Raw genomic sequence first — 18,102 nt, 5'->3', positions numbered from 1 at the left:
CCCTTGCTGAGATGGACGGCGCGCCGCTCGCAATGGCGGCGCTGTTACCAAGCTAGCAAATGGGCCGCCGAAGGGCTTGATCTGGCTTAAACCTCGCGTATTATTTAATCAGCGCCAGCACTTCGCGGAAACGCGGATGCTTGCAGTCGCGCAACCATTCGAAGGCCAGCATCTCGACAGTCACCAGGTGGGCGCCCAGCTTGTCCAGGCGGGCCAGTGCCGCGTCGCGGCTGGCGGCCTGGCGCGAACCGACGGCGTCGATGGCGATGCTCACGTCATAGCCGCGTTCCAGCAGGCCGATGGCCGTCTGCAGCATGCACACATGCGCTTCGCAACCGGTGACGACGATCTGTCTGCGCCCGGCGGGTAGCATGTCCTGCAAGCCATCAGAACAGGCGCCGAAATGCGTCTTGTGCAAGGTCTGTTCGCACAGGGCGGCGATCTCTTCCACGTTCGGTCCCAGCCCCTGGCGATTTTGCTCCGTGCCCAGCACGGGCACGTCGAGCAGGCGGGCGATCTTGGCCAGGCGCAAGTTTTGCGCCAGCACCAGGCCTGCGTCGTGGATGGCCGGCATCAAGCGGCCTTGCAGGTCGACAATGACCAAAACGGCCTGGTTTGCATCCATCAGCATGGCGTTCTCCCTTATTCATTTGTGGCGACAGTGTAGCGCGCAGTCAGCTTGGCCAACTGGGCGTGGCCGTTTCGCCCATCAGGTAGGCGTGATTGAGGTCGATGGCGGTGCGCAGGTAGTTCCACAGGGCGCTGACCCGGGCGATATTGCGCCGCTCGCTCGGCGAGATCATCCAGAAGGCGCGCAGCAGGTCGATCTCGCCGTCGAGCACGGGCACCAGTTCGTTCGATTGCTGCGCCACGAAGCAGGGCAGGATCGCCAGCGCCTGGCCCGCGCGCGCCGCGTGGTACTGGGCGATGACGCTGGTGCTGCGAAACGCGCGCAGGGAATCGGGCGCCACGTTATCCATGTAGCGCAGCTCCGCGCTGAAAACCAGGTCGTCCACGTAGCCGATGATGGGGTGCTGCGCCAGCTGCGCCACGCTGGCGATCGGCGCGTGGCGCGCCAGGTAGCCTGGCGTGGCGTACAGTTTCAGGCGGTAGTCGGACAGCTTGGTCACGACATACGGGCCGGACAGGGGGCGCTCGATGGAGATGGCGACGTCCGCTTCGCGCTTGGACAGGCTGACGAAACGGGGCACGGCGATCAGGTCCACGCTGATGTGCGGGTACCTGCCGCAAAACTGCGCCAGGTGGGGCGCCAGCACGATGGCGCCGAAGCCCTCGGTAGCGCCCAGGCGCACCTGGCCCGACAGCAGGCGGTTGTGTTCGCCCAGCTCCTCGGTGGCGGCAAACACCGTGCTTTCCATGGTTTCCGCGTATTCCATCAGGCGGTGGCCCTCGGGCGTCAGCTGGTAGCCCACGTAGTTGCGGTCGAACAGCTGCGTGCCCACCTGTTCCTCGAACTTGCGCATGCGCCGCGATACGGTGGAATGGTCGATGCCCAGCTTTTTCGCCGCATCGACGAGGCCGGCGCTGCGCGTCAGTTCCAGGAAGACCCGTACATTGTCCCAATCGAGCATGGCAAACCCTCTCTGTGCATTTTTGCAAAGGAATTATGCATTAATTTCACTTGAGCGCATATTTTTACACATGCAGAATGCATCTATACATATAAGAAAACCCATCCACCTGGAGACACGCATGAAAAAAACCGTTCTGGCCATGGGCGCGCTGGCGCTTTCCCTGTCGTTCACCGGCGCGCACGCGCAAATTTCCGATGGCGTCGTCAAGGTGGGCATCCTGACCGACATGTCCGGGCCGTATTCGGCCATGGGCGGGCGCGGCTCCGTCGTCGCCAGCCAGATGGCCGTCGAGGATTGCCTGAAGGCCGAATGCAAGGGCATGAAGATCGAGATCCTCTCGGCCGACCACTTGAACAAGGCCGACATCGCCGCCTCCAAGGCGCGCGAATGGATAGACCGCGACAAGGTCGACGCCATCGCCGATCTGACCAATTCCTCGGTGGCCCTGTCCGTGCAAAAGCTCATGAAAGAAAAGGGCGGCATCGCCATGTTCAGTGGCCCTGCCACGGGGCGTCTGACGAACGAAGATTGCTCGCCGAACGGCTTTCACTGGATGTTCGACACCTATTCGCAGGCGGCCGGCACGGCGGCGGCGCTGACAAAACTGGGGCAGAAATCGTGGTACTTCGTCACCGTCGATTACGCGTTCGGCCATTCGCTGGAAAAGGATGCCAGCGAGGTCGTCAAGCGCAACGGCGGCACGGTGCTGGGCGCCGTGCGCCATCCGCTGAACGCGTCCGACTTTTCGTCCTTCCTGGTGCAGGCGCAAGGGTCAAAAGCGCAGGTGATCGGCCTGGCCAACGGCGGCGCCGACACGGTATCGGCCATCAAGCAGGCGCGCGAATTCCGCATCGGCAGCGGCAAGGACCAGCGCCTGGCCGCCTTGCTGGTTTTTCTCTCGGACGTGCACGCGCTGGGGCTGGAAACGGCCCAGGGTCTCGTCTACGCGGACGGCTTTTACTGGGATTACGATGACCGCAGCCGCGCGTTTGCGAAACGCTTTGAAGCGCTCAACAAGGGCGCCAAGCCGACCATGGTGCAGGCGGGCGTGTATTCCAGCGTCTACCACTACCTGAAATCGGTGGCGGCCGCCAAGAGCGACGACTCGAAGGTCGTCGCCCAGAAGATGCGCGAGCTGCCCATCAAGGATGCCGTCATGAACAACGCTTCCATCCGCCCCGACGGCCGCGTGATCCACGACATGTATCTGGTGCAGGTCAAAACCCCGGCCGAATCCAAAGGCGCGTGGGATTACCTGAAGGTGCTGTCGACCATCCCCGCCGACCAGGCCTTCAAGCCGATGGATGCGGCGGCGTGCAACCTGGTCAAGAAATAACCATCGAATACCTTACGGAGCCTCACATGAACCAAGCCCTCACCCAAGTCCCGACTGTCCCCCTGCACATCGGCGGCAAGCACCACGCCTCGACCAGCAGCGAATGGCGCGACGTCGTCAACCCGGCGACGCAGGAAATCGTCGCCAAGGTGCCGTTTTCCACGCCCGACGAAGTCAATCTGGCCGTCGCCACGGCCAAGGAAGCCTTTAAAACCTGGCGCAATACCCCGCTGGCGGCGCGCATGCGCATCATGCTCAAGTACCAGCACCTGATCCGCGAAAACATCGGCGCCCTGGCCGAACTGATCACGCGCGAACACGGCAAGACCTTGCCTGACGCGGAAGGGGAGGTCATGCGCGGCCTGGAAGTGGTGGAGCACGCGTGTTCGATCGCCACCCTGCAGCTGGGCGAAATCGCGGAAAACGCGGCCACCGGTGTCGATGTCTACAATATCTACCAGCCGCTGGGCGTGGGCGCCGGCATCACGGCCTTCAACTTCCCCGTCATGCTGCCGTGCTTCATGTTCCCGATTGCCATCGCCTGCGGCAATACGTTTGTCTTGAAACCGTCGGAACAGGACCCGTCCTCGACCATGTACCTGGTCGAACTGATGTACCAGGCGGGCTTGCCGGCCGGTGTGCTGAACGTCGTGCATGGCGGCGCCGACGTCGTCAACATGCTGTGCGACCATCCCGACATCAAGGCCGTCTCCTTCATCGGTTCCACCCACGTGGGCACGCATGTGTACCGCCGCGCCAGCGAATCGGGCAAGCGCGCGCAATCGATGATGGGCGCGAAAAACCATTGCGTGGTGCTGGCCGACGCCAACAAGGAACAGGCGATCAATAACCTGATCGGCGCCGCCTTCGGCGCGGCCGGCCAGCGCTGCATGGCCAATTCTGTCGTCGTGCTGGTGGGCGAGGCCCGTTCCTGGCTGCCGGAAATCGTCGCCCGCTCGCAGGCCCTGAAAGTGGGGCCGGGCAGCGACCGCGATGCCGACCTGGGGCCGATGGTGTCGAAAGCAGCCATGCAGCGCGCGGAAAAGCTGATCCAGGCGGGCGTGGACGAAGGCGCGCAATTGCTGCTCGACGGCCGCGGCCACAAGGTGGCCGGCTACGAAGGCGGCAATTTCATGGGACCGACGATTTTCTCGAAGGTGGCAGCGTCGAATTCCGTCTACACGCAGGAAATCTTCGGCCCCGCCATGTGCGTGGTGGAGACGGACACCCTGGACCAGGCCATCGCCTTCATCAACGCCAACCCGAACGGCAACGGCACCTCGATCTTCACCTCGTCCGGCTGGGCGGGGCGCAAATTCCAGAACGAGATCGACGTGGGGCAGGTGGGCATCAACGTGGCCATTCCCGTACCCGTCGCGTATTTCAGTTTTACGGGGTCGCGCGCGTCGAAGCTGGGAGACCTGGGCCCGAACGGCAAACAGGCCCTGTACTTCTGGACGCAGACCAAGACCGTCACGGCGCGCTGGTTCGCCCCGGACGATGGCGGCAGCGGCGTCAATACCACCATCTCGATGAAATAAGGGGAAGGCCATGGGCACCAATATCGTTTTCATCGGCCTGGGCAACATGGGTTTGCCCATGGCGCAGAACCTCGTGCGGGCCGGCCATGCGGTGACGGGTTTCGACTTGCTGCCGGCCAGCGTGCGGCAATTCGCCGACGGCGGCGGCCTGGTCTCCGATGACCAGGCGGCGGCGATAGGCCAGGCCGACATCGTCATCACGATGCTGCCGGCCAGCCGCCACGTACTGGGTGCTTATTTGGGTAACCCTTTGGGGGACTCTGGCATCCTGGCGCAGGCGCGGCCCGGCACCCTGCTGATCGACTGTTCGACGATTTCCACCGAAGCGGCGCGCCAGGTGGGCCGCGCGGCGCAGGACAAGGGCATGCCGATGCTGGACGCGCCCGTGTCGGGCGGCACGGCGGGCGCCGCCAACGGCACGCTGACCTTCATGGTGGGCGGTGAAGAAGCCGCGCTGGCGGCGGCGCGGCCCTACCTGGACGTCATGGGCAAGGCGATTTTTCACGCGGGCGGCTCGGGTTGCGGCCAGACGGTCAAGATATGTAACAACATGCTGCTGGGGATACTCATGATCGGCACCAGCGAAGCGATACGCCTGGGCGTGGCCAATGGGCTGGACCCGAAGGTGGTGTCGGACGTGATGGCGAAAAGCTCGGGCCGCAACTGGACCCTGGAGGTCTACAACCCGTGCCCGGGCGTGGCCGAAAACGTGCCCGCGTCGCGCGGCTACACGGGGGGCTTTGGCGTCGATTTGATGCTGAAAGACCTGGGGCTGGCCGTGGAAAGCGCGCTGGCTAGCGGAGCGAGCGTGCCGCTGGGCGCCTTGTCGCGCAACCTATATAGTTTGCACAGCAAGGCAGGGGCGGGCGCGCTGGATTTTTCCAGCATTTATCAACTGCTGGGCGAGAAGGCTTAAGGCTGTTGCGCCTGCAGGGCCGCCAACTCGGCCCTGGCCTTTTCCAGCTTGCCTTCCAGCTTGGCGATCTTCTTCGGCTCCTTGTTCGCTTCCTGGGCCAGGCGCAGCGAACGCTCCGTCTGGTTCACCTTGGCTTGCGCCTTGACGATTTTCTTGTTGTGGCGCTCGATCAGGGTACTGTCGCGGCAGTGGGCGTTGACTTCGTCGAGCGCGCGCGTCAGGCCCGCGACCTTGTCGGACAGGCCCTGTTCCTGCGCCTGGTGCAATTCGCTGCGGATGCTTTCGCGCTTGGCGGCGCAGCCGGCCAGCTGGGTGTCGGCGGCGCTGGCGCCCACGGAGGCTGCGGCCAGCAGCAGGGTCAAGGCGGTTGTGGCGAGGCGGTTCATGGCATTCCTGTGTAAGTGGTGGGCTCGTGCAATGTAAGCCTGCCGGCTTGCCCTGTCAAACTTCTTGTGCAGTGCGCGCCTGTCTGGCATGGCATCGGCTACCATGCGTGTTTTCTTCTTCCCGACACCTTCGCATGCCCAAGAAACTCCTCTTGCTGATTCCTTTCCTGCTGCCGTTGCCGCTCCTGGCCCAGACCCCGCCCACCTTGCTCGACCTGCAGCTGCTCGCCATCAAGGTCAGGGCGGATGCGGCTAGTCATAGCCCGGAAAGCATCGCCGAATTTGAGCAGGCACGGCGCGTGGCGGAAACGGGCGACGTGGAGGCGCAGCTGGACCTGGCGCGCATGCTGCAGCTGGGCGTCGGCACGCCGCAGGATACGGCACAGTCGATGGCCTGGATACGCAAGTCGGCCGAAGGCGGCTATGCGCCGGCGCAGGCGGCCATGGGGGTGGCCTACACCTTGGGCGGCAAGGTGCCCATCGACCGCGTGCAGGGCGAATACTGGCTGCGCCGGGGCGTGGCGCAGGGCGATGCAGAGGCGCAAACCATCCTGGCGATGGAATACATCGATGGCGACAGCAGTGCCGAAGAGCAGGCGCTGGCCATCACCTGGCTGAAGGCGGCGGCGAACGAGCAGCACTTTGTGCCCGCCTACAATGCGCTGGGCGAGCACCTGATGCGCGCAGCCGTCGATGAACAAGATCGCGGCGAGGCTTTCCACTGGTATTACAGATCGGCGCGTGAAAAGGAGCCGGCCGGCATGCGCAACCTGGCCCGCGCACATGAACTGGGCTTGGGCGTGGCGCAGTCGGACAAGTGGGCCCTGGTCTGGTACGAGCGGGCCGGATGGAGCGGCGACGTGCCCGCCATGCGGCGCATGATCGAGGTATATGTCAAAGGCGAACTGGGAGAACAGGCGAATGCCGAAGACGCGGCCGAATGGCGCGGTAAGCTGGCAGAGAAGGAAAACAAATGAAGACCATCCTGTTGGTATTGAGCTTGGCCCTGGCGCAGCCAGCGTCCACCAACGCACCGCGCCAGCATCCGGCGCTGGTCGAATTCGATATGTCCGGCCTCGATGACATGCGCGCAAGGGTGCGGGCCGTGGTCGACCGTCCTGCCGACCTGTCGCCGGACAAGGTCGCCGCCTTCGGGAAGGCGCGCCTGGCCGCGGAAGGGGGGAATGCGGCTGCCCAGCTGGAGCTGGCGCAGATGCTGCACGGCGGCGAAGGCACGCCGCGCGACGTCGACGCCGGCCTGGCGTGGATGCGGAAATCGGCCGCAGGCGGCTATGGCCCGGCGCAGGCTTTCCTGGGTGTGGCCTACACGCTGGGGCAGGGCATGGCCATCGACCGCAAGCTGGGCGAATACTGGTCGCGCAAGGGCGCCGCGCAAGGCGTGGAGCTGGCCAACTTCACGCTGGCCATGCACTATGAAAATATCCGCAGCAGCCCGGAAGAACAGGCGCACGCGCTGCACTGGCTGAAGTTCTATGCGGAAAACGGCTTCATCCCCGCCTACAATGAAATCGGCTACCGCCTGATGATGACGGCGCAGGACGAGGCGCAGCGCAAGCAGGCATTCACCTGGTACATGCGGGCGGCCAAGGCGCTCGATCCCTCCGGTTTGAACAATGTGGCGTACTCGTATGAAGTGGGGCAGGGCGCGCCGCAGAGCGACGAGGCGGCCCTGGGCTGGTATGAAATGGCCGCCATCGCCAAAAGTCCGCCCGGCCAGACGGGTTTCGCGCGGCTGCTGGAGCAGGGCCGGGGCGGCCCGACCCGGCAAGGGCCGGCGCCCAAGCCCTTCGCGCTGTACCTGCTGGCGGCGAAGCAGGGCGACCTGGAAGCCATCGAACGGCTGGTCAAGGTGTACGATAGGGGCGAGCTGGAACAGGCGGCCGACCCCGCGCAAGCGGCCCTGTGGCGCGAAAAACTCAGGCTGGCCAAGACTCCCTGAGCGGGCATGACGGCGCGGGGACGGCATGCTATCATCATTGTTATCGATAACAATATCATGAGAGACCCATGAATCCCGATTTCCGCTCCAGGGACATGCTCGAAAAGCATATCCAGCACACGATGCACTTTTATCACCCGCGCGCGTTTGACCCGAGCGGCGGCTTCTATCACTTCTTCCTCGATGACGGCACGGTGTATGACGCCAGCACGCGCCATCTGGTCAGCAGCACGCGCTTCATCTTCAATTACGCCATGGCGTACCGCCACTTCGGCGGCGACGATTACCAGGCTGCCCTGCGCCACGGTGTGGCCTTCCTGCGCGACGTGCATCGCGACCCGGCCACGGGCGGCTATGCCTGGCAACTGTCGTGGAAAGACGGTGTCAAGACGGTGGAAGACGGCGCCAATCACTGCTACGGCCTGGCTTTCGTGCTGCTGGCCTATGCGCACGCCTTGCAGGCGGGCGTGACGGAAGCGCGCGCGTATCTGGACGAGACCTTCGAATTGATGGAACAGCGCTTCTGGCTGCCCGAACACGGCCTGTATGCAGACGTGGCCAGCGCCGACTGGTCCATCCTGGACGGCTACCGGGGCCAGAACGCCAATATGCACGCCTGCGAAGCCATGCTGGCAGCGTTCGAGGCGACGGGCGAAGCGAGATATCTGCACCGCGCCGAAACCCTGGCGCACAACATCACGGTGCGTCAGGCGGGCCTGGCGAACGGCATGATCTGGGAGCACTACAAGCCCGACTGGTCTATCGACTGGGACTACAACCTGCACGACAAGAGCAATATCTTCCGTCCGTGGGGCTACCAGCCCGGCCATTTCACGGAATGGGCCAAGCTGCTGCTGATCATGGAGCGCCACAGCCGGTTCATGGCCGGCCCATCGGACTGGCTGCTGCCGCGTGCGCGCGCCCTGTACGACACGGCGCTGGCCAAGGCCTGGGATGGCGAACATGGCGGCATCCACTACGGTTTCGGCCCGCAGGACGAGATCTGCGACGGCGACAAATACTTCTGGGTGCAGGCGGAAAGCTTCGCGGCGGCCGCCGTGCTGGCCGTGCGCACGGGCGACGAGGCTTACTGGCATAGCTACGACAAGATCTGGGACTACAGCTGGACGCACTTCGTCGACCATGAACACGGCGCCTGGTACCGCATCCTGACGCCTGAAAATCAAAAAATCAGCAACGAGAAAAGCCCGGCCGGCAAGACCGATTACCACACCATGGGCGCCTGCTATGAAGTGCTGAACGTGATCGGCGGTGCCGCATGAGCGCCGCCAATTTCCCACGCTTTGTGTCGGCCGGAGAAGCGCTGACGGACATGCTGCGCACGGGCGCGGACTCCTGGAACAGCCAGGTGGGCGGTTCGACCTGGAACGTGGCGCGCGTGATGGCGCGCCTGGGCGTGCCCAGCGCCTTTGCGGGCGGCGTCAGCCTGGACGTCTTCGGCGACGCTCTGGCGCAGGCGACCGACGTGGCGGGCCTGGACATGCGCTTCCTGCAGCGCCATGCGAAGTCGCCGTTGCTGGCCATCGTGCATGAACTGCATCCGCCTACGTATTACTTCATCGGCGACGACAGCGCCGACCTGCATTTCGACGCGTCGCTCTTGCCGGCCGGCTGGATGCAGGGGGCGCAATGGGTGCATTTCGGCGGCATCAGCCTGGCGCGCGAACCGCTGGCGGGCAAGTTGGTGGCGCTGGCGCAGGAACTGAAGGCGGCTGGCGTGAAGATCAGCTACGACCCGAATTTCCGCATCATGATGGATGAACGCTACGACGCCACCTTGCGCCGCATGACGCAGCTGGCCGACGTGATCAAAGTGTCGGACGAAGACCTGGCGGGCCTGTTCCGCCATGACGACATCGATGGCGCGTTTGCCATGCTGCGCAGCTGGAATCTGCAAGCTACGTATTTGTATACGCGCGGCGCGCAAGGCGCGGCGCTGTATCGGGGCGAGCAGACATGGCAGGCGGCGCCGCCCGTCATCGAGGTGGTCGATTCGGTGGGGGCGGGCGACGCCAGCATCGGTGGCTTGCTGTACAGCCTGATGTACCGGCCCGAGGCCGATGGCGGCCAGCATTTGCGCTTTGCCGTCGCGGCGGGCGCGGGCGCCTGCCTGGCGGCCGGTGGCGCGCCCCCTTCGGTGGAACTGGTGGAGTCGCTGGTGCAGCGCACTGTGGTGCGCTAAGTGGCGCTCGACGGGTTGGTGGGGGCAGTCACTTCGCGCCCGGAATGTGCCCGACCGGAGCACATTCCCCCGTCGACGCCCGCGCCATCAAGGTGAACGCCATCAAATGATGCGTGGCGGGCGCCGTTTCTCCGGCGCGGCGTTGGCGGATTTCGTCGATGACGAGATTGACGGCGGCGCGCGCCATGTCGGCGATGGGCTGGTGGATGGTGCTCAGCTCGGGCCAGACCGTGGTGGCGACGGGCGTGTCGTCGAAGCCGCACACGCTCAATTCCGTCGGTACCTGCAAGCCCATGCCGTGCGCCACGGCCAGGGTGGCGGCGGCCATGTCGTCGTTGCTGGCGAAGATGGCGCTGGGATGCGGCGCTTGCGCCAGCAGCTGGCGCGCCGCGTCGAGACCCGAACGATACGTAAAGTAACCTTGCGCCACCCTGTGCGGCGCTACCCGCAAACCCGCTTCCCGCATGGCGTCCTCGAAAGCCTGGCGGCGCAGCAGGGCGGGCGTGTGCGCCGGATCGCCCTCGATGAAGCCGATGTCGCGGTGGCCCAGCGCGAGCAAATGGCGCGTCATGGCCAGCGCGCCCTCGTAATCGTCGATGCGTACGGCCGAAACGCCGGGCGAGGGGCGCGCCGTGGCCACGGCGATGGCCGGGATGCCCATCCGGTTCAATTGCGCCAGCACTTCCGGCGAATCGCAGAGGGGCGGCGGCACGAGGATGCCGTCCACGCCGGCCGCCACCAGGCAATCGATGCCGGCGCGCTGGCTGTCCAGGTCTTCGCAGCGTTCCAGCAGCAACTGGCCGCCGCCCTGGCGGCATTGATCCATGGCGCCAACTAAAAATTCGCTGAGGAAGGCCGCACTCGGATTGCTGTACAACAGGCCGATGCGCAGGGTGCCCGTGCGCGCCGCCCTGGCCGCAAGGTTGGGCTGGTAGTGCAGGCTGGCGATCGCCGCCTCGACCTTGTCGCGCGTGGCCGCGCTGACGCTGGCGCGCCCGTTGATCACGCGCGACACCGTCATGGCCGACACGCCGGCCACGCGCGCCACGTCGTGCACGGTGGCGCCGCTGGCGGCGTCGGAGGAGGTGGGGGCGGCGTGCGCCGCCTTATTCGAGGTGGCCACCGAATTTCAGCTTGCCGCTGATGCGCATGCCATGCAATTGCCCCTCTTCCAGTTCGGCGGCGCTGGTGCGCTGCGCCGTGTCGCGCCGCGCCAATCCCACGGACAGGATATCGAGCATCATCAGCTGCAGCAGGCGCACGATCATGGGCACGAAATTGAGGTTGCCTTCCGGGTGGTTCAAGGTCAGCAGCACGTCGGCCAGCTTGGCCAGCGGAGAGCCGCTGGCCGTGATCGCCAGCACGCGCGCGCCGCAGCCCTGCGCCACCTTGACGGTGCGCAGCAGGTCGGGCAGGGCGCCGGAACGGGAAATGACCAGCGCCACGTCGCCTGGTTTCAGCATGGCGGCGCTCATTTCCTGCGCCTGCGGGTCGGCAAAGAAGCTGCTGACGATGCCCAGGTTGAGCAATTTGTGCTGCATGTCGTCGGCCACCACGCGGGCGCTGCCCACTGCCAGCAATTCCACGCGCTGCGCGCCGCGCAGCAGTTCGATGGCGGCCGTCAGCGCTTTGACGTCGAGCATGTCGCGCAGGGCCAGCGCGGCCGAGGCGTTATTGCCCAGCACCTTGCGCGCCAGTTCGGCGTCGGAATCCGAGATCTCCACGTGGCAGTGGGCCACCGTGATGGCGCCGCCCGTCAGGCCGGACGCCAGCTTCAATTTGAAGTCGGCCAGGCCCTGTACGCCGATCGAGCGGCAAAAGCGCATCACGGTCGGCTGGCTCACGCCGACGCGCTGGGCGATTTCGGCAATCGGCAGGGTCAGCATGGCGTTCGGCTCCTTCAAGACCCAGTCGGCCACCTTGCACTCCGAGGGGCTCATCCTGCCGCGCGCCTGGCGCACGGATTCGAGCACGGGCGCGCCGGAGTGGGCGCGCTTGAGCTTTTGCGCGAGGATGGCGGCGATGCCGAGGAAAGTCGGCAGTTCGGCCGTGATCAGAAAGGTGGGAATCTGCGCGAGGTATTCGTTCAGGCGGCCCTTTTGCTCGAAGCGGGCGCGGAACTGCGACTGTTCAAACAGGGGCCCCAGGCGCGGCACGATGCCCCCGCCTATATAGATGCCGCCCAGCGCGCCCAGGGTCATGGCCACATTGCCGGCGATGGAGCCGAGGATGGCGCAGAAGCAGTCCACCGCTTCGAGGCACACGTCGCATTCATTGTTCAGGGCGCGGCTGGTGATTTCGGCGGCCAGCAGCGGCAGCGCATCGGGCTTGCCGGCGCGCTCGGACAGGGCGCGGTAGATCAGTTCCAGGCCGCGCCCGGAAGCGAGGCGTTCGGCCGAGACGTGCGACAGTTCGCGCCAGGCGAAGGACAGCACGTCCATCTCGCGCTGGTCGCAGGGCGCGAAGCTGACGTGGCCCCCTTCGCTGCCCAGCGCGATCCAGCGGTCTTCGGCGGGGATCATGCCCGACACGCCCAGGCCCGTGCCCGAACCGAGCAGGCCGATGACGCTGTCGGCACGCGCCATGCCGCCGCCGATCTGCAGGCGCTGGTCGGGCCGCAGATAGGGCAGGGCCATGGCCAGCGCCGTGAAGTCATTCACCACCAGCAGGGTGTCGAGGCCCAGCGTAGCGCGCATGGCCTCGATCGAGAAGAACCAGTGATGGTTCATCATGCGGATATTGTCGTCGTCGATGGGATTTGCGATGGCGATGGCCGCATGGCGCACGCGCGCCGAGCCGGCGGCGCGCGCCTCGCTGCTATCCATATAGGCGGTGATGGCGTCGAGCAGCGAAGCGTAGTCGTCGCAGGGCAGCACGGCGACCGCTTCCAGGTGGCCCTGGCGCGTTTCGAGCACGAAGCGGGCGTTGGTGCCGCCGATGTCGGCCAGCAAGCGTGGCCCCTCACTGAAACGCTCCGCCGGATCGCTGCCTGCTACTTCCATTTTTTCATCTATTTTCATGGCGGTGCCTAGTCTCGTCTGCGTGCGCTGTCTTGGCGGCGCACTGTCGTTATGGCAAAAACCAAGGATTTTAATTCGTATACGTGTCGCGTGCCGAAAAATGCGGGACGCCTGCATAAATGCTTGTCCGCAGTGCCGGAAACGGGCGGCGCCGGCAGAAAAAACAGGGCAGTCAACGCGCCTGTCGGTACGCAAATAAAGTGTCGCAGAGTAGTCGTAGGATTACAACATAATATGTTGATATTTGTTCGTAGTATAGTTACTATGTCCCTGCTGGAAAGAATTCTGGCCAGTACATTCGGCCACGAATGACTAGATAAAAAATAAATTACTGAGGAGACTTACCATGCTGCATCGCACCATGTTGAAGGCCGTGTTGAAAACGCTGCCAGCTGCCATCGTCTTAGCCATCGCCAGCGGTTCCGCTGCCGCCGACCCGATGTACCCATCCGACTCCGAAGGCTTCCACGGCTACCTGCGCGCCGGCGCCGGCAGCAATACGTCGGGCGACGGCGGTTCGCAAGGCTGCTTCGGCCTGGGTGGCAATACCATGAAATACCGTCTGGGCAATGAGTGCGACGCCTACACGGAATTCGGCTACACCAAGTCCATCGCCAAGTCCGGCGGCGTGAACTACCTGGCCACCATCTGGGTCAATGCTTATGCGCCAAACTCGGATTTCGGCGACAACAAGCTGGGCATCGTCAAGGCCTACGTCGAAGCGCAGGGACTCGATTTCCTGAACGGCGGCACGGCCTGGATCGGTAAACGCTTCTACTACCGTCCTGACATCCACATGTTGGACTTGCAATACATCAATATGAACGGCACGGGCGCCGGCCTGGACCGCATTCCTGCTGGCCCGGGTAAATTCTCGTATGCCTTCTTCAAGGACAACGATTTCAACAAGTTCGATGACAGCCTAGGTACGATCAGCGGCAAGCCGGGCGCCTTGCTCGGCACCCGTTCGGCCGTACGCCAGAACTTCATCTACGGCGAGATTCCCGTCAATGAAAACGGCACGCTGGACCTGGCCGCGACCTACATCATCGGTGAAGGCAAGGACAACGACTTGTACGGCAAGAAACACAATGGCTGGCAGCTGTCGGCCTTCCACCGTCAAGGTAAAGTGTTTGGCGGCGGCAACACCTTCGGCGTGCAGTACGGCGTCGGTCCCGGCACGGGCAAGGGCGCGCAGTTCGGCGCTTCGGGCGACACCAGTTTCGGTTCGGACGTCAAGCGCACGCGTATCTTCAATGACATGGCGATCCAGCCGATGGCCAACTTCGGCATGGAATTCGTCGCCCTGTGGCAAAAAGACGAGTCGAACGCCAACGGTTCGTCGACCTGGACCTCGGTTGGCGTGCGCCCTGTGTACGCGTTCACCGACAACTTCAAGCTGGTGGGCGAACTGGGCACGGACCGCGTGACGCAAGCGGGCGGCCTGCCGGCCAAGCGCCTGACCAAGCTGACCATCGCGCCGACGATCTCGGCCGGTCCTGGCCTGTGGTCGCGTCCTGAACTGCGCGCTTTCGTGACCTACGGCAAATGGAACGATGCGGCCACCGCCTCGGTCAATGCGTCGAACAACGGTGGCCCGATCTACAACAACAATACCAGCGGCACCTCGTATGGTTTCCAGGTAGAAACTTGGTTCTAAACACCGAACCAAACCTGCTGCGCGGCGCGCTTTGCGGCCTGCGATGCTCACCGTGCTCTAGCACGGTTGCGCTTCTTAGCCACAAATCACTGCCGCTCGCGACGGTTTTGTTCAGTGTTTATGTTTGTAATGCAGATCAACCTGGCGCATCCTTCGCGGATGCGTTTTTGGCGCCGTCCCGTGATATAAATGCAATGTAGTCGTTTCATGGATCACGGCGCCGTCTTTTCACTGAAGATGATGCCCGTTTGCAAGCGGGTCTGAGCACAAGAGCGCCGGTACAGGCGCAGATTTCACCTTTTTCGGCCCCCGTATGCCGAAGCCCCCTAAAAGCTTGATCAAAAAAGGAATGTGGAGATGAAACTGAAATTCAAGATTACCCAACTGGCCGCGTTGACCACCTTGGCATTTGCCGGCAGCGCCTTTGCGACCGACGTGGAAGTGTTGCACTACTGGACCTCCGGCGGCGAAGCGAAATCCGTGGGCCAGTTGCAGCAAATCGTGAAGGAAAGCGGCTTCGGCTGGAAAGACTTCGCCGTGGCCGGTGGCGCTGGCGAAAACGCCGCGACCGCGCTGAAAACCCGTGTCATTTCCGGCAACCCGCCAACGGCCGCGCAGATCAAGGGCCCGTCGATCCAGGAGTGGGGCGCGGAAGGCGTGCTGGCCAATATCGATGATGCCGCCATTCCAGGCAAATGGGATGCCGTGCTGCCGAAAGTCGTCGCCGACATCATGAAATACAAGGGCCACTACGTTGCCGCTCCCGTCAACGTCCACCGCGTCAACTGGATGTGGGTCAACCCGGAAGTGCTGAAAAAAGCCGGCGTGGCCACCACCCCGACCACCTGGGATGCATTCTTCGACGCGGCCGAGAAAATCAAGAAATCGGGCGGCATCGCAATCGCCCACGGCGGCCAGCCATGGCAGGACGCCACCGTGTTTGAATCCGTCGCGCTGGGCGTGGGCGGCACGGAATTCTACAAGAAGGCCATCCTCAAGCTGGACCAGAAGGAATTGACCGGCCCGACCATGCTCAAGGTGTTCGACACCCTGGGCAAGGTGAAGACCTACATCGACAAGGATGCGGCAGGCCGCGACTGGAACCTGGCCACCGCCATGGTCATCAACAACAAGGCCGGCTTCCAGTTCATGGGCGACTGGGCCAAGGGCGAGTTCACGGCAGCCGGCAAGGTGCCGGGCAAGGACTACCTGTGCGTGGCCGCTCCTGGCACGGACAAGGCCTACACCTTCAACATCGATTCGTTTGCCATGTTCACGCAAAAGGATGCGAATGCGAAGAAAGGGCAGATCGCCCTGGCCAACGCCATCATGAATCCGAAGTTCCAGTCGATCTTCAACCTGAACAAGGGTTCCATCCCCGTGCGTTCCGGCGTTTCCAAGGACAAGTTTGACGCTTGCGCCCTGAAATCGATGGAAGACATGGACGCCACCAACAAGAACGGCGGCCTGGTGCCATCGTTCGCCCACGGCATGGCGCTGGCTTCGGCCACGCAAGGCGCCGTGACCGACGTCATCGCCAAGTTCATGAACACCAACATGAGCTCGAAAGACGCGGTTGCTGCATTGGCCAAAGCGGCAAAAGTGAAGTAATCACGACGGCGCCGGCACTCCCGCCGGCACCCTCTGCATCGCATGCATCGCAGGCGTCCGCCCTGGCATTCGTCCAGGCCGGCGCCACACGCAGTTCTACTTCTACGGCTGTCCTATGTCCATACGCAAGCAATTCGACCGATGGATACCGCAGATGGTGCTGGGCCCCACGCTCATCGCCAGCTTGGTATTCGTCTATGGTTTTATCTTTTTGACCGGTTGGCTGTCGCTGACCGAATCGCGGCTGATGCCGAACTACGAGTTCGCCGGCCTGGTGCAATACGTCGAGCTGTTCGACAACGAGCGCTGGTGGACCTCGCTCAAGAACCTCGGCATCTTCGGTGTCCTGTTCATCGGTTGCAGCATCGCCATCGGCCTGTTCCTGGCCATCCTGCTGGACCAGAAAATCCGCGCCGAAGGTGCGCTGCGCGCCATCTACCTGTATCCGATGGCGCTGTCCTTCATCGTCACCGGCACGGCGTGGAAATGGATGCTCAATCCCAGCCTGGGCCTGGAAAAGGTCATGCACGACTGGGGCTGGACCTCGTTTACCTTCGACTGGCTGGTCAATTCCGACATGGCCATCTACACGGTGGTGATCGCCGGCGTGTGGCAATCGTCGGGCTTCGTCATGGCCCTGTTCCTGGCCGGCCTGCGCGGCATCGATGATGAAATCATCAAGGCGGCGCAAGTCGATGGCGCATCCCTGCCGACGATCTACTGGCGCATCGTGATTCCCGCCATGCGTCCCGTGTTCTTCAGCGTGCTGCTGATCCTCGCGCATATCGCCATCAAGAGCTTCGATCTGGTCATCGCACTGACGGCTGGCGGACCTGGCAATTCGTCGTCCGTGCCGGCCATCTTCATGTACCAGTTTTCCTTCACCCGCGGCCAGCTGGGCCTGGGCTCGGCATCGGCAATGATGATGCTGGCCACCATCGTGGCCGTGCTCGTGCCGCTGATGTACCTGGAAACGCGCAGCGCAAAGGCGATGAGATGACACCTACACGCAATAATCGCCTCACCCTCGGACGGGTGGTTGTATATCTGCTGCTGATCCTGTTTGCGGTGTACTACATCGTGCCCCTGTACGTGACCCTGTCGACGTCGTTCAAGTCGCTCGACGAGATCCGCAGCGGCAACCTGCTGGCACTGCCGCACGTGTGGCAGTTCGACTCCTGGTCCAAGGCCTGGTCCTCGGCCTGCACGGGCGTCACCTGCGACGGCATGCAGCCGTTCTTCTGGAACTCGATCAAGATGGTGATTCCCGCCGTGCTGATCTCGACCTTCCTGGGCGCCTTCAACGGCTACGTGTTCGCGCACTGGCGCTTCCGCGGTTCGGAAATCCTGTTTGCCGCCTTGCTGGTGGGCTGCTTCATTCCGTTCCAGGTGGTGATCCTGCCGATGGCGCGCCTGCTGGGCGAATTCGGCCTGGCCAACACCACTACCGGCCTGGTCTTCGTCCACGTGGTGTATGGCACGGCGTTCACGACCCTGTTCTTCCGTAACTACTATATCGGCGTGCCGGAAGAATTGATCAAGGCGGCCCGCATCGACGGCGCCGGCTTCTTCTTGATCTTCCGCAAGATCGTGCTGCCGATTTCGGGTCCGATTTTCGTCGTCTGCATCATCTGGCAATTCACGCAGATCTGGAACGACTTCCTGTTCGGTATCGTCTTCGCCAGCGGCGATTCGCAACCGATCACGGTGGGCTTGAACAACCTGGTCAACACGTCCACGGGCGTGAAGGAATACAACGTCAACATGGCGGCCGCGGTGATTGCCGCGCTGCCGACCCTGCTGGTCTATCTGGTCGCAGGCCGTTATTTTGTGCGCGGTCTGACCGCAGGCGCAGTCAAAGGTTAAGGAAAGAA

Annotated in this window: 16 protein-coding genes; 11 read left to right on the top strand and 5 right to left on the bottom strand. The window is 63.5% G+C overall.

Annotated elements, in window-relative coordinates:
* Positions 1-100: 100 nt before the first annotated feature.
* Entirely contained in the window at positions 101-631 is a 531-nt protein-coding gene (locus O3300_RS12995; protein WP_289898915.1) for an isochorismatase family protein, read from the bottom strand.
* Between the two features lie 43 nt (positions 632-674).
* Positions 675-1,592: a LysR family transcriptional regulator gene (locus tag O3300_RS12990; RefSeq protein ID WP_251351263.1), complete on the bottom strand. Its 918-nt coding sequence runs from the start codon at positions 1,590-1,592 to the stop codon at positions 675-677.
* Positions 1,593-1,713: 121 nt separating this feature from the next.
* On the opposite strand from O3300_RS12990, the gene O3300_RS12985 reads away from it, so the two are divergent.
* From O3300_RS12985 to mmsB, 3 genes are read left to right on the top strand one after another with little or no spacing between them, the layout of a single operon-like run.
* On the top strand, positions 1,714-2,931 hold the full coding sequence (locus O3300_RS12985) for an ABC transporter substrate-binding protein (protein ID WP_305053171.1): 1,218 nt from the start codon (positions 1,714-1,716) through the stop codon (positions 2,929-2,931).
* Between the two features lie 26 nt (positions 2,932-2,957).
* Entirely contained in the window at positions 2,958-4,472 is a 1,515-nt protein-coding gene (locus tag O3300_RS12980) for a CoA-acylating methylmalonate-semialdehyde dehydrogenase (protein ID WP_305053170.1), read from the top strand.
* Positions 4,473-4,482: 10 nt separating this feature from the next.
* Positions 4,483-5,388 carry a 3-hydroxyisobutyrate dehydrogenase gene (gene mmsB, locus O3300_RS12975; RefSeq protein ID WP_305053169.1) on the top strand — a complete coding sequence of 302 codons (906 nt, stop codon included), beginning with the start codon at positions 4,483-4,485 and terminating at the stop codon, positions 5,386-5,388.
* Here the strand turns inward: mmsB and O3300_RS12970 are convergent.
* The gene (locus O3300_RS12970; RefSeq protein ID WP_180278561.1) at positions 5,385-5,774 is read right to left on the bottom strand and encodes a DUF1090 family protein; all 390 of its coding nucleotides are present in this window, start codon (positions 5,772-5,774) and stop codon (positions 5,385-5,387) included. The two genes, mmsB and O3300_RS12970, sit on opposite strands and share 4 nt — an antisense overlap.
* A 134-nt stretch (positions 5,775-5,908) precedes the next feature.
* Here O3300_RS12970 and O3300_RS12965 point away from each other — a divergent pair, with 134 nt between their 5' ends.
* The 4 genes from O3300_RS12965 to O3300_RS12950 all read left to right on the top strand — a co-directional run bounded on the left by O3300_RS12965 (position 5,909) and on the right by O3300_RS12950 (position 9,937).
* Positions 5,909-6,751, top strand: coding sequence for a tetratricopeptide repeat protein (locus tag O3300_RS12965; protein WP_305053168.1), 843 nt, complete (start codon positions 5,909-5,911; stop codon positions 6,749-6,751).
* A complete protein-coding gene (locus tag O3300_RS12960) occupies positions 6,748-7,734 on the top strand; it encodes a tetratricopeptide repeat protein (protein WP_305053167.1) in 987 nt (328 codons plus the stop codon). Before O3300_RS12965 ends, O3300_RS12960 begins: the two co-directional genes overlap by 4 nt.
* Positions 7,735-7,802: 68 nt before the next feature.
* On the top strand, positions 7,803-9,017 hold the full coding sequence (locus tag O3300_RS12955; protein ID WP_305053166.1) for an AGE family epimerase/isomerase: 1,215 nt from the start codon (positions 7,803-7,805) through the stop codon (positions 9,015-9,017).
* Complete coding sequence (locus O3300_RS12950; protein WP_305053165.1) at positions 9,014-9,937, top strand: carbohydrate kinase; 924 nt, start codon at positions 9,014-9,016, stop codon at positions 9,935-9,937. The genes O3300_RS12955 and O3300_RS12950 overlap by 4 nt, the downstream gene beginning before the upstream one ends.
* A 28-nt stretch (positions 9,938-9,965) precedes the next feature.
* Here the strand turns inward: O3300_RS12950 and O3300_RS12945 are convergent, their stop codons facing one another.
* Together O3300_RS12945 and O3300_RS12940 are read right to left on the bottom strand one after the other, a co-directional pair.
* Positions 9,966-11,060 carry a LacI family DNA-binding transcriptional regulator gene (locus tag O3300_RS12945; RefSeq protein ID WP_305053164.1) on the bottom strand — a complete coding sequence of 365 codons (1,095 nt, stop codon included), beginning with the start codon at positions 11,058-11,060 and terminating at the stop codon, positions 9,966-9,968.
* On the bottom strand, positions 11,044-12,957 hold the full coding sequence (locus O3300_RS12940; RefSeq protein WP_099380657.1) for a glucokinase: 1,914 nt from the start codon (positions 12,955-12,957) through the stop codon (positions 11,044-11,046). The genes O3300_RS12945 and O3300_RS12940 overlap by 17 nt, the downstream gene beginning before the upstream one ends.
* 346 nt (positions 12,958-13,303) lie before the next feature.
* On the opposite strand from O3300_RS12940, the gene O3300_RS12935 reads away from it, so the two are divergent.
* The 4 genes from O3300_RS12935 to O3300_RS12920 all read left to right on the top strand — a co-directional run bounded on the left by O3300_RS12935 (position 13,304) and on the right by O3300_RS12920 (position 18,094).
* Positions 13,304-14,617, top strand: a complete 1,314-nt coding sequence (locus O3300_RS12935) for a carbohydrate porin (protein ID WP_099664440.1) — start codon at positions 13,304-13,306, stop codon at positions 14,615-14,617.
* A gap of 357 nt (positions 14,618-14,974) precedes the next feature.
* Positions 14,975-16,228 (top strand): ABC transporter substrate-binding protein, encoded by a 1,254-nt coding sequence (locus tag O3300_RS12930; protein ID WP_099664439.1) that lies wholly within the window; start codon positions 14,975-14,977, stop codon positions 16,226-16,228.
* 115 nt (positions 16,229-16,343) lie between these two features.
* Positions 16,344-17,228, top strand: a complete 885-nt coding sequence (locus O3300_RS12925; RefSeq protein WP_010397323.1) for a carbohydrate ABC transporter permease — start codon at positions 16,344-16,346, stop codon at positions 17,226-17,228.
* Entirely contained in the window at positions 17,225-18,094 is an 870-nt protein-coding gene (locus tag O3300_RS12920; RefSeq protein ID WP_034777933.1) for a carbohydrate ABC transporter permease, read from the top strand. Before O3300_RS12925 ends, O3300_RS12920 begins: the two co-directional genes overlap by 4 nt.
* The last annotated feature ends 8 nt before the right edge of the window (positions 18,095-18,102 follow it).

Origin of the sequence: Janthinobacterium sp. SUN206 (assembly GCF_030587305.1) — a bacterium.
Taxonomy (GTDB): Bacteria; Pseudomonadota; Gammaproteobacteria; order Burkholderiales; family Burkholderiaceae_D; genus Janthinobacterium; species Janthinobacterium kumbetense.
This window is presented reverse-complemented; position numbering and strand designations above follow the sequence as displayed.

Bases quoted from the DNA above. Each gene is read 5' to 3' on its own strand.
- O3300_RS12995 (WP_289898915.1), bottom strand. From the start codon at position 631: ATGCTGATGGATGCAAACCAGGCCGTTTTGGTCATTGTCGACCTGCAA.
- O3300_RS12990 (WP_251351263.1), bottom strand. From the start codon at position 1,592: ATGCTCGATTGGGACAATGTACGGGTCTTCCTGGAACTGACGCGCAGC.
- O3300_RS12985 (WP_305053171.1), top strand. From the start codon at position 1,714: ATGAAAAAAACCGTTCTGGCCATGGGCGCGCTGGCGCTTTCCCTGTCG.
- O3300_RS12980 (WP_305053170.1), top strand. From the start codon at position 2,958: ATGAACCAAGCCCTCACCCAAGTCCCGACTGTCCCCCTGCACATCGGC.
- mmsB (WP_305053169.1), top strand. From the start codon at position 4,483: ATGGGCACCAATATCGTTTTCATCGGCCTGGGCAACATGGGTTTGCCC.
- O3300_RS12970 (WP_180278561.1), bottom strand. From the start codon at position 5,774: ATGAACCGCCTCGCCACAACCGCCTTGACCCTGCTGCTGGCCGCAGCC.
- O3300_RS12965 (WP_305053168.1), top strand. From the start codon at position 5,909: ATGCCCAAGAAACTCCTCTTGCTGATTCCTTTCCTGCTGCCGTTGCCG.
- O3300_RS12960 (WP_305053167.1), top strand. From the start codon at position 6,748: ATGAAGACCATCCTGTTGGTATTGAGCTTGGCCCTGGCGCAGCCAGCG.
- O3300_RS12955 (WP_305053166.1), top strand. From the start codon at position 7,803: ATGAATCCCGATTTCCGCTCCAGGGACATGCTCGAAAAGCATATCCAG.
- O3300_RS12950 (WP_305053165.1), top strand. From the start codon at position 9,014: ATGAGCGCCGCCAATTTCCCACGCTTTGTGTCGGCCGGAGAAGCGCTG.
- O3300_RS12940 (WP_099380657.1), bottom strand. From the start codon at position 12,957: ATGAAAATAGATGAAAAAATGGAAGTAGCAGGCAGCGATCCGGCGGAG.
- O3300_RS12935 (WP_099664440.1), top strand. From the start codon at position 13,304: ATGCTGCATCGCACCATGTTGAAGGCCGTGTTGAAAACGCTGCCAGCT.
- O3300_RS12930 (WP_099664439.1), top strand. From the start codon at position 14,975: ATGAAACTGAAATTCAAGATTACCCAACTGGCCGCGTTGACCACCTTG.
- O3300_RS12925 (WP_010397323.1), top strand. From the start codon at position 16,344: ATGTCCATACGCAAGCAATTCGACCGATGGATACCGCAGATGGTGCTG.
- O3300_RS12920 (WP_034777933.1), top strand. From the start codon at position 17,225: ATGACACCTACACGCAATAATCGCCTCACCCTCGGACGGGTGGTTGTA.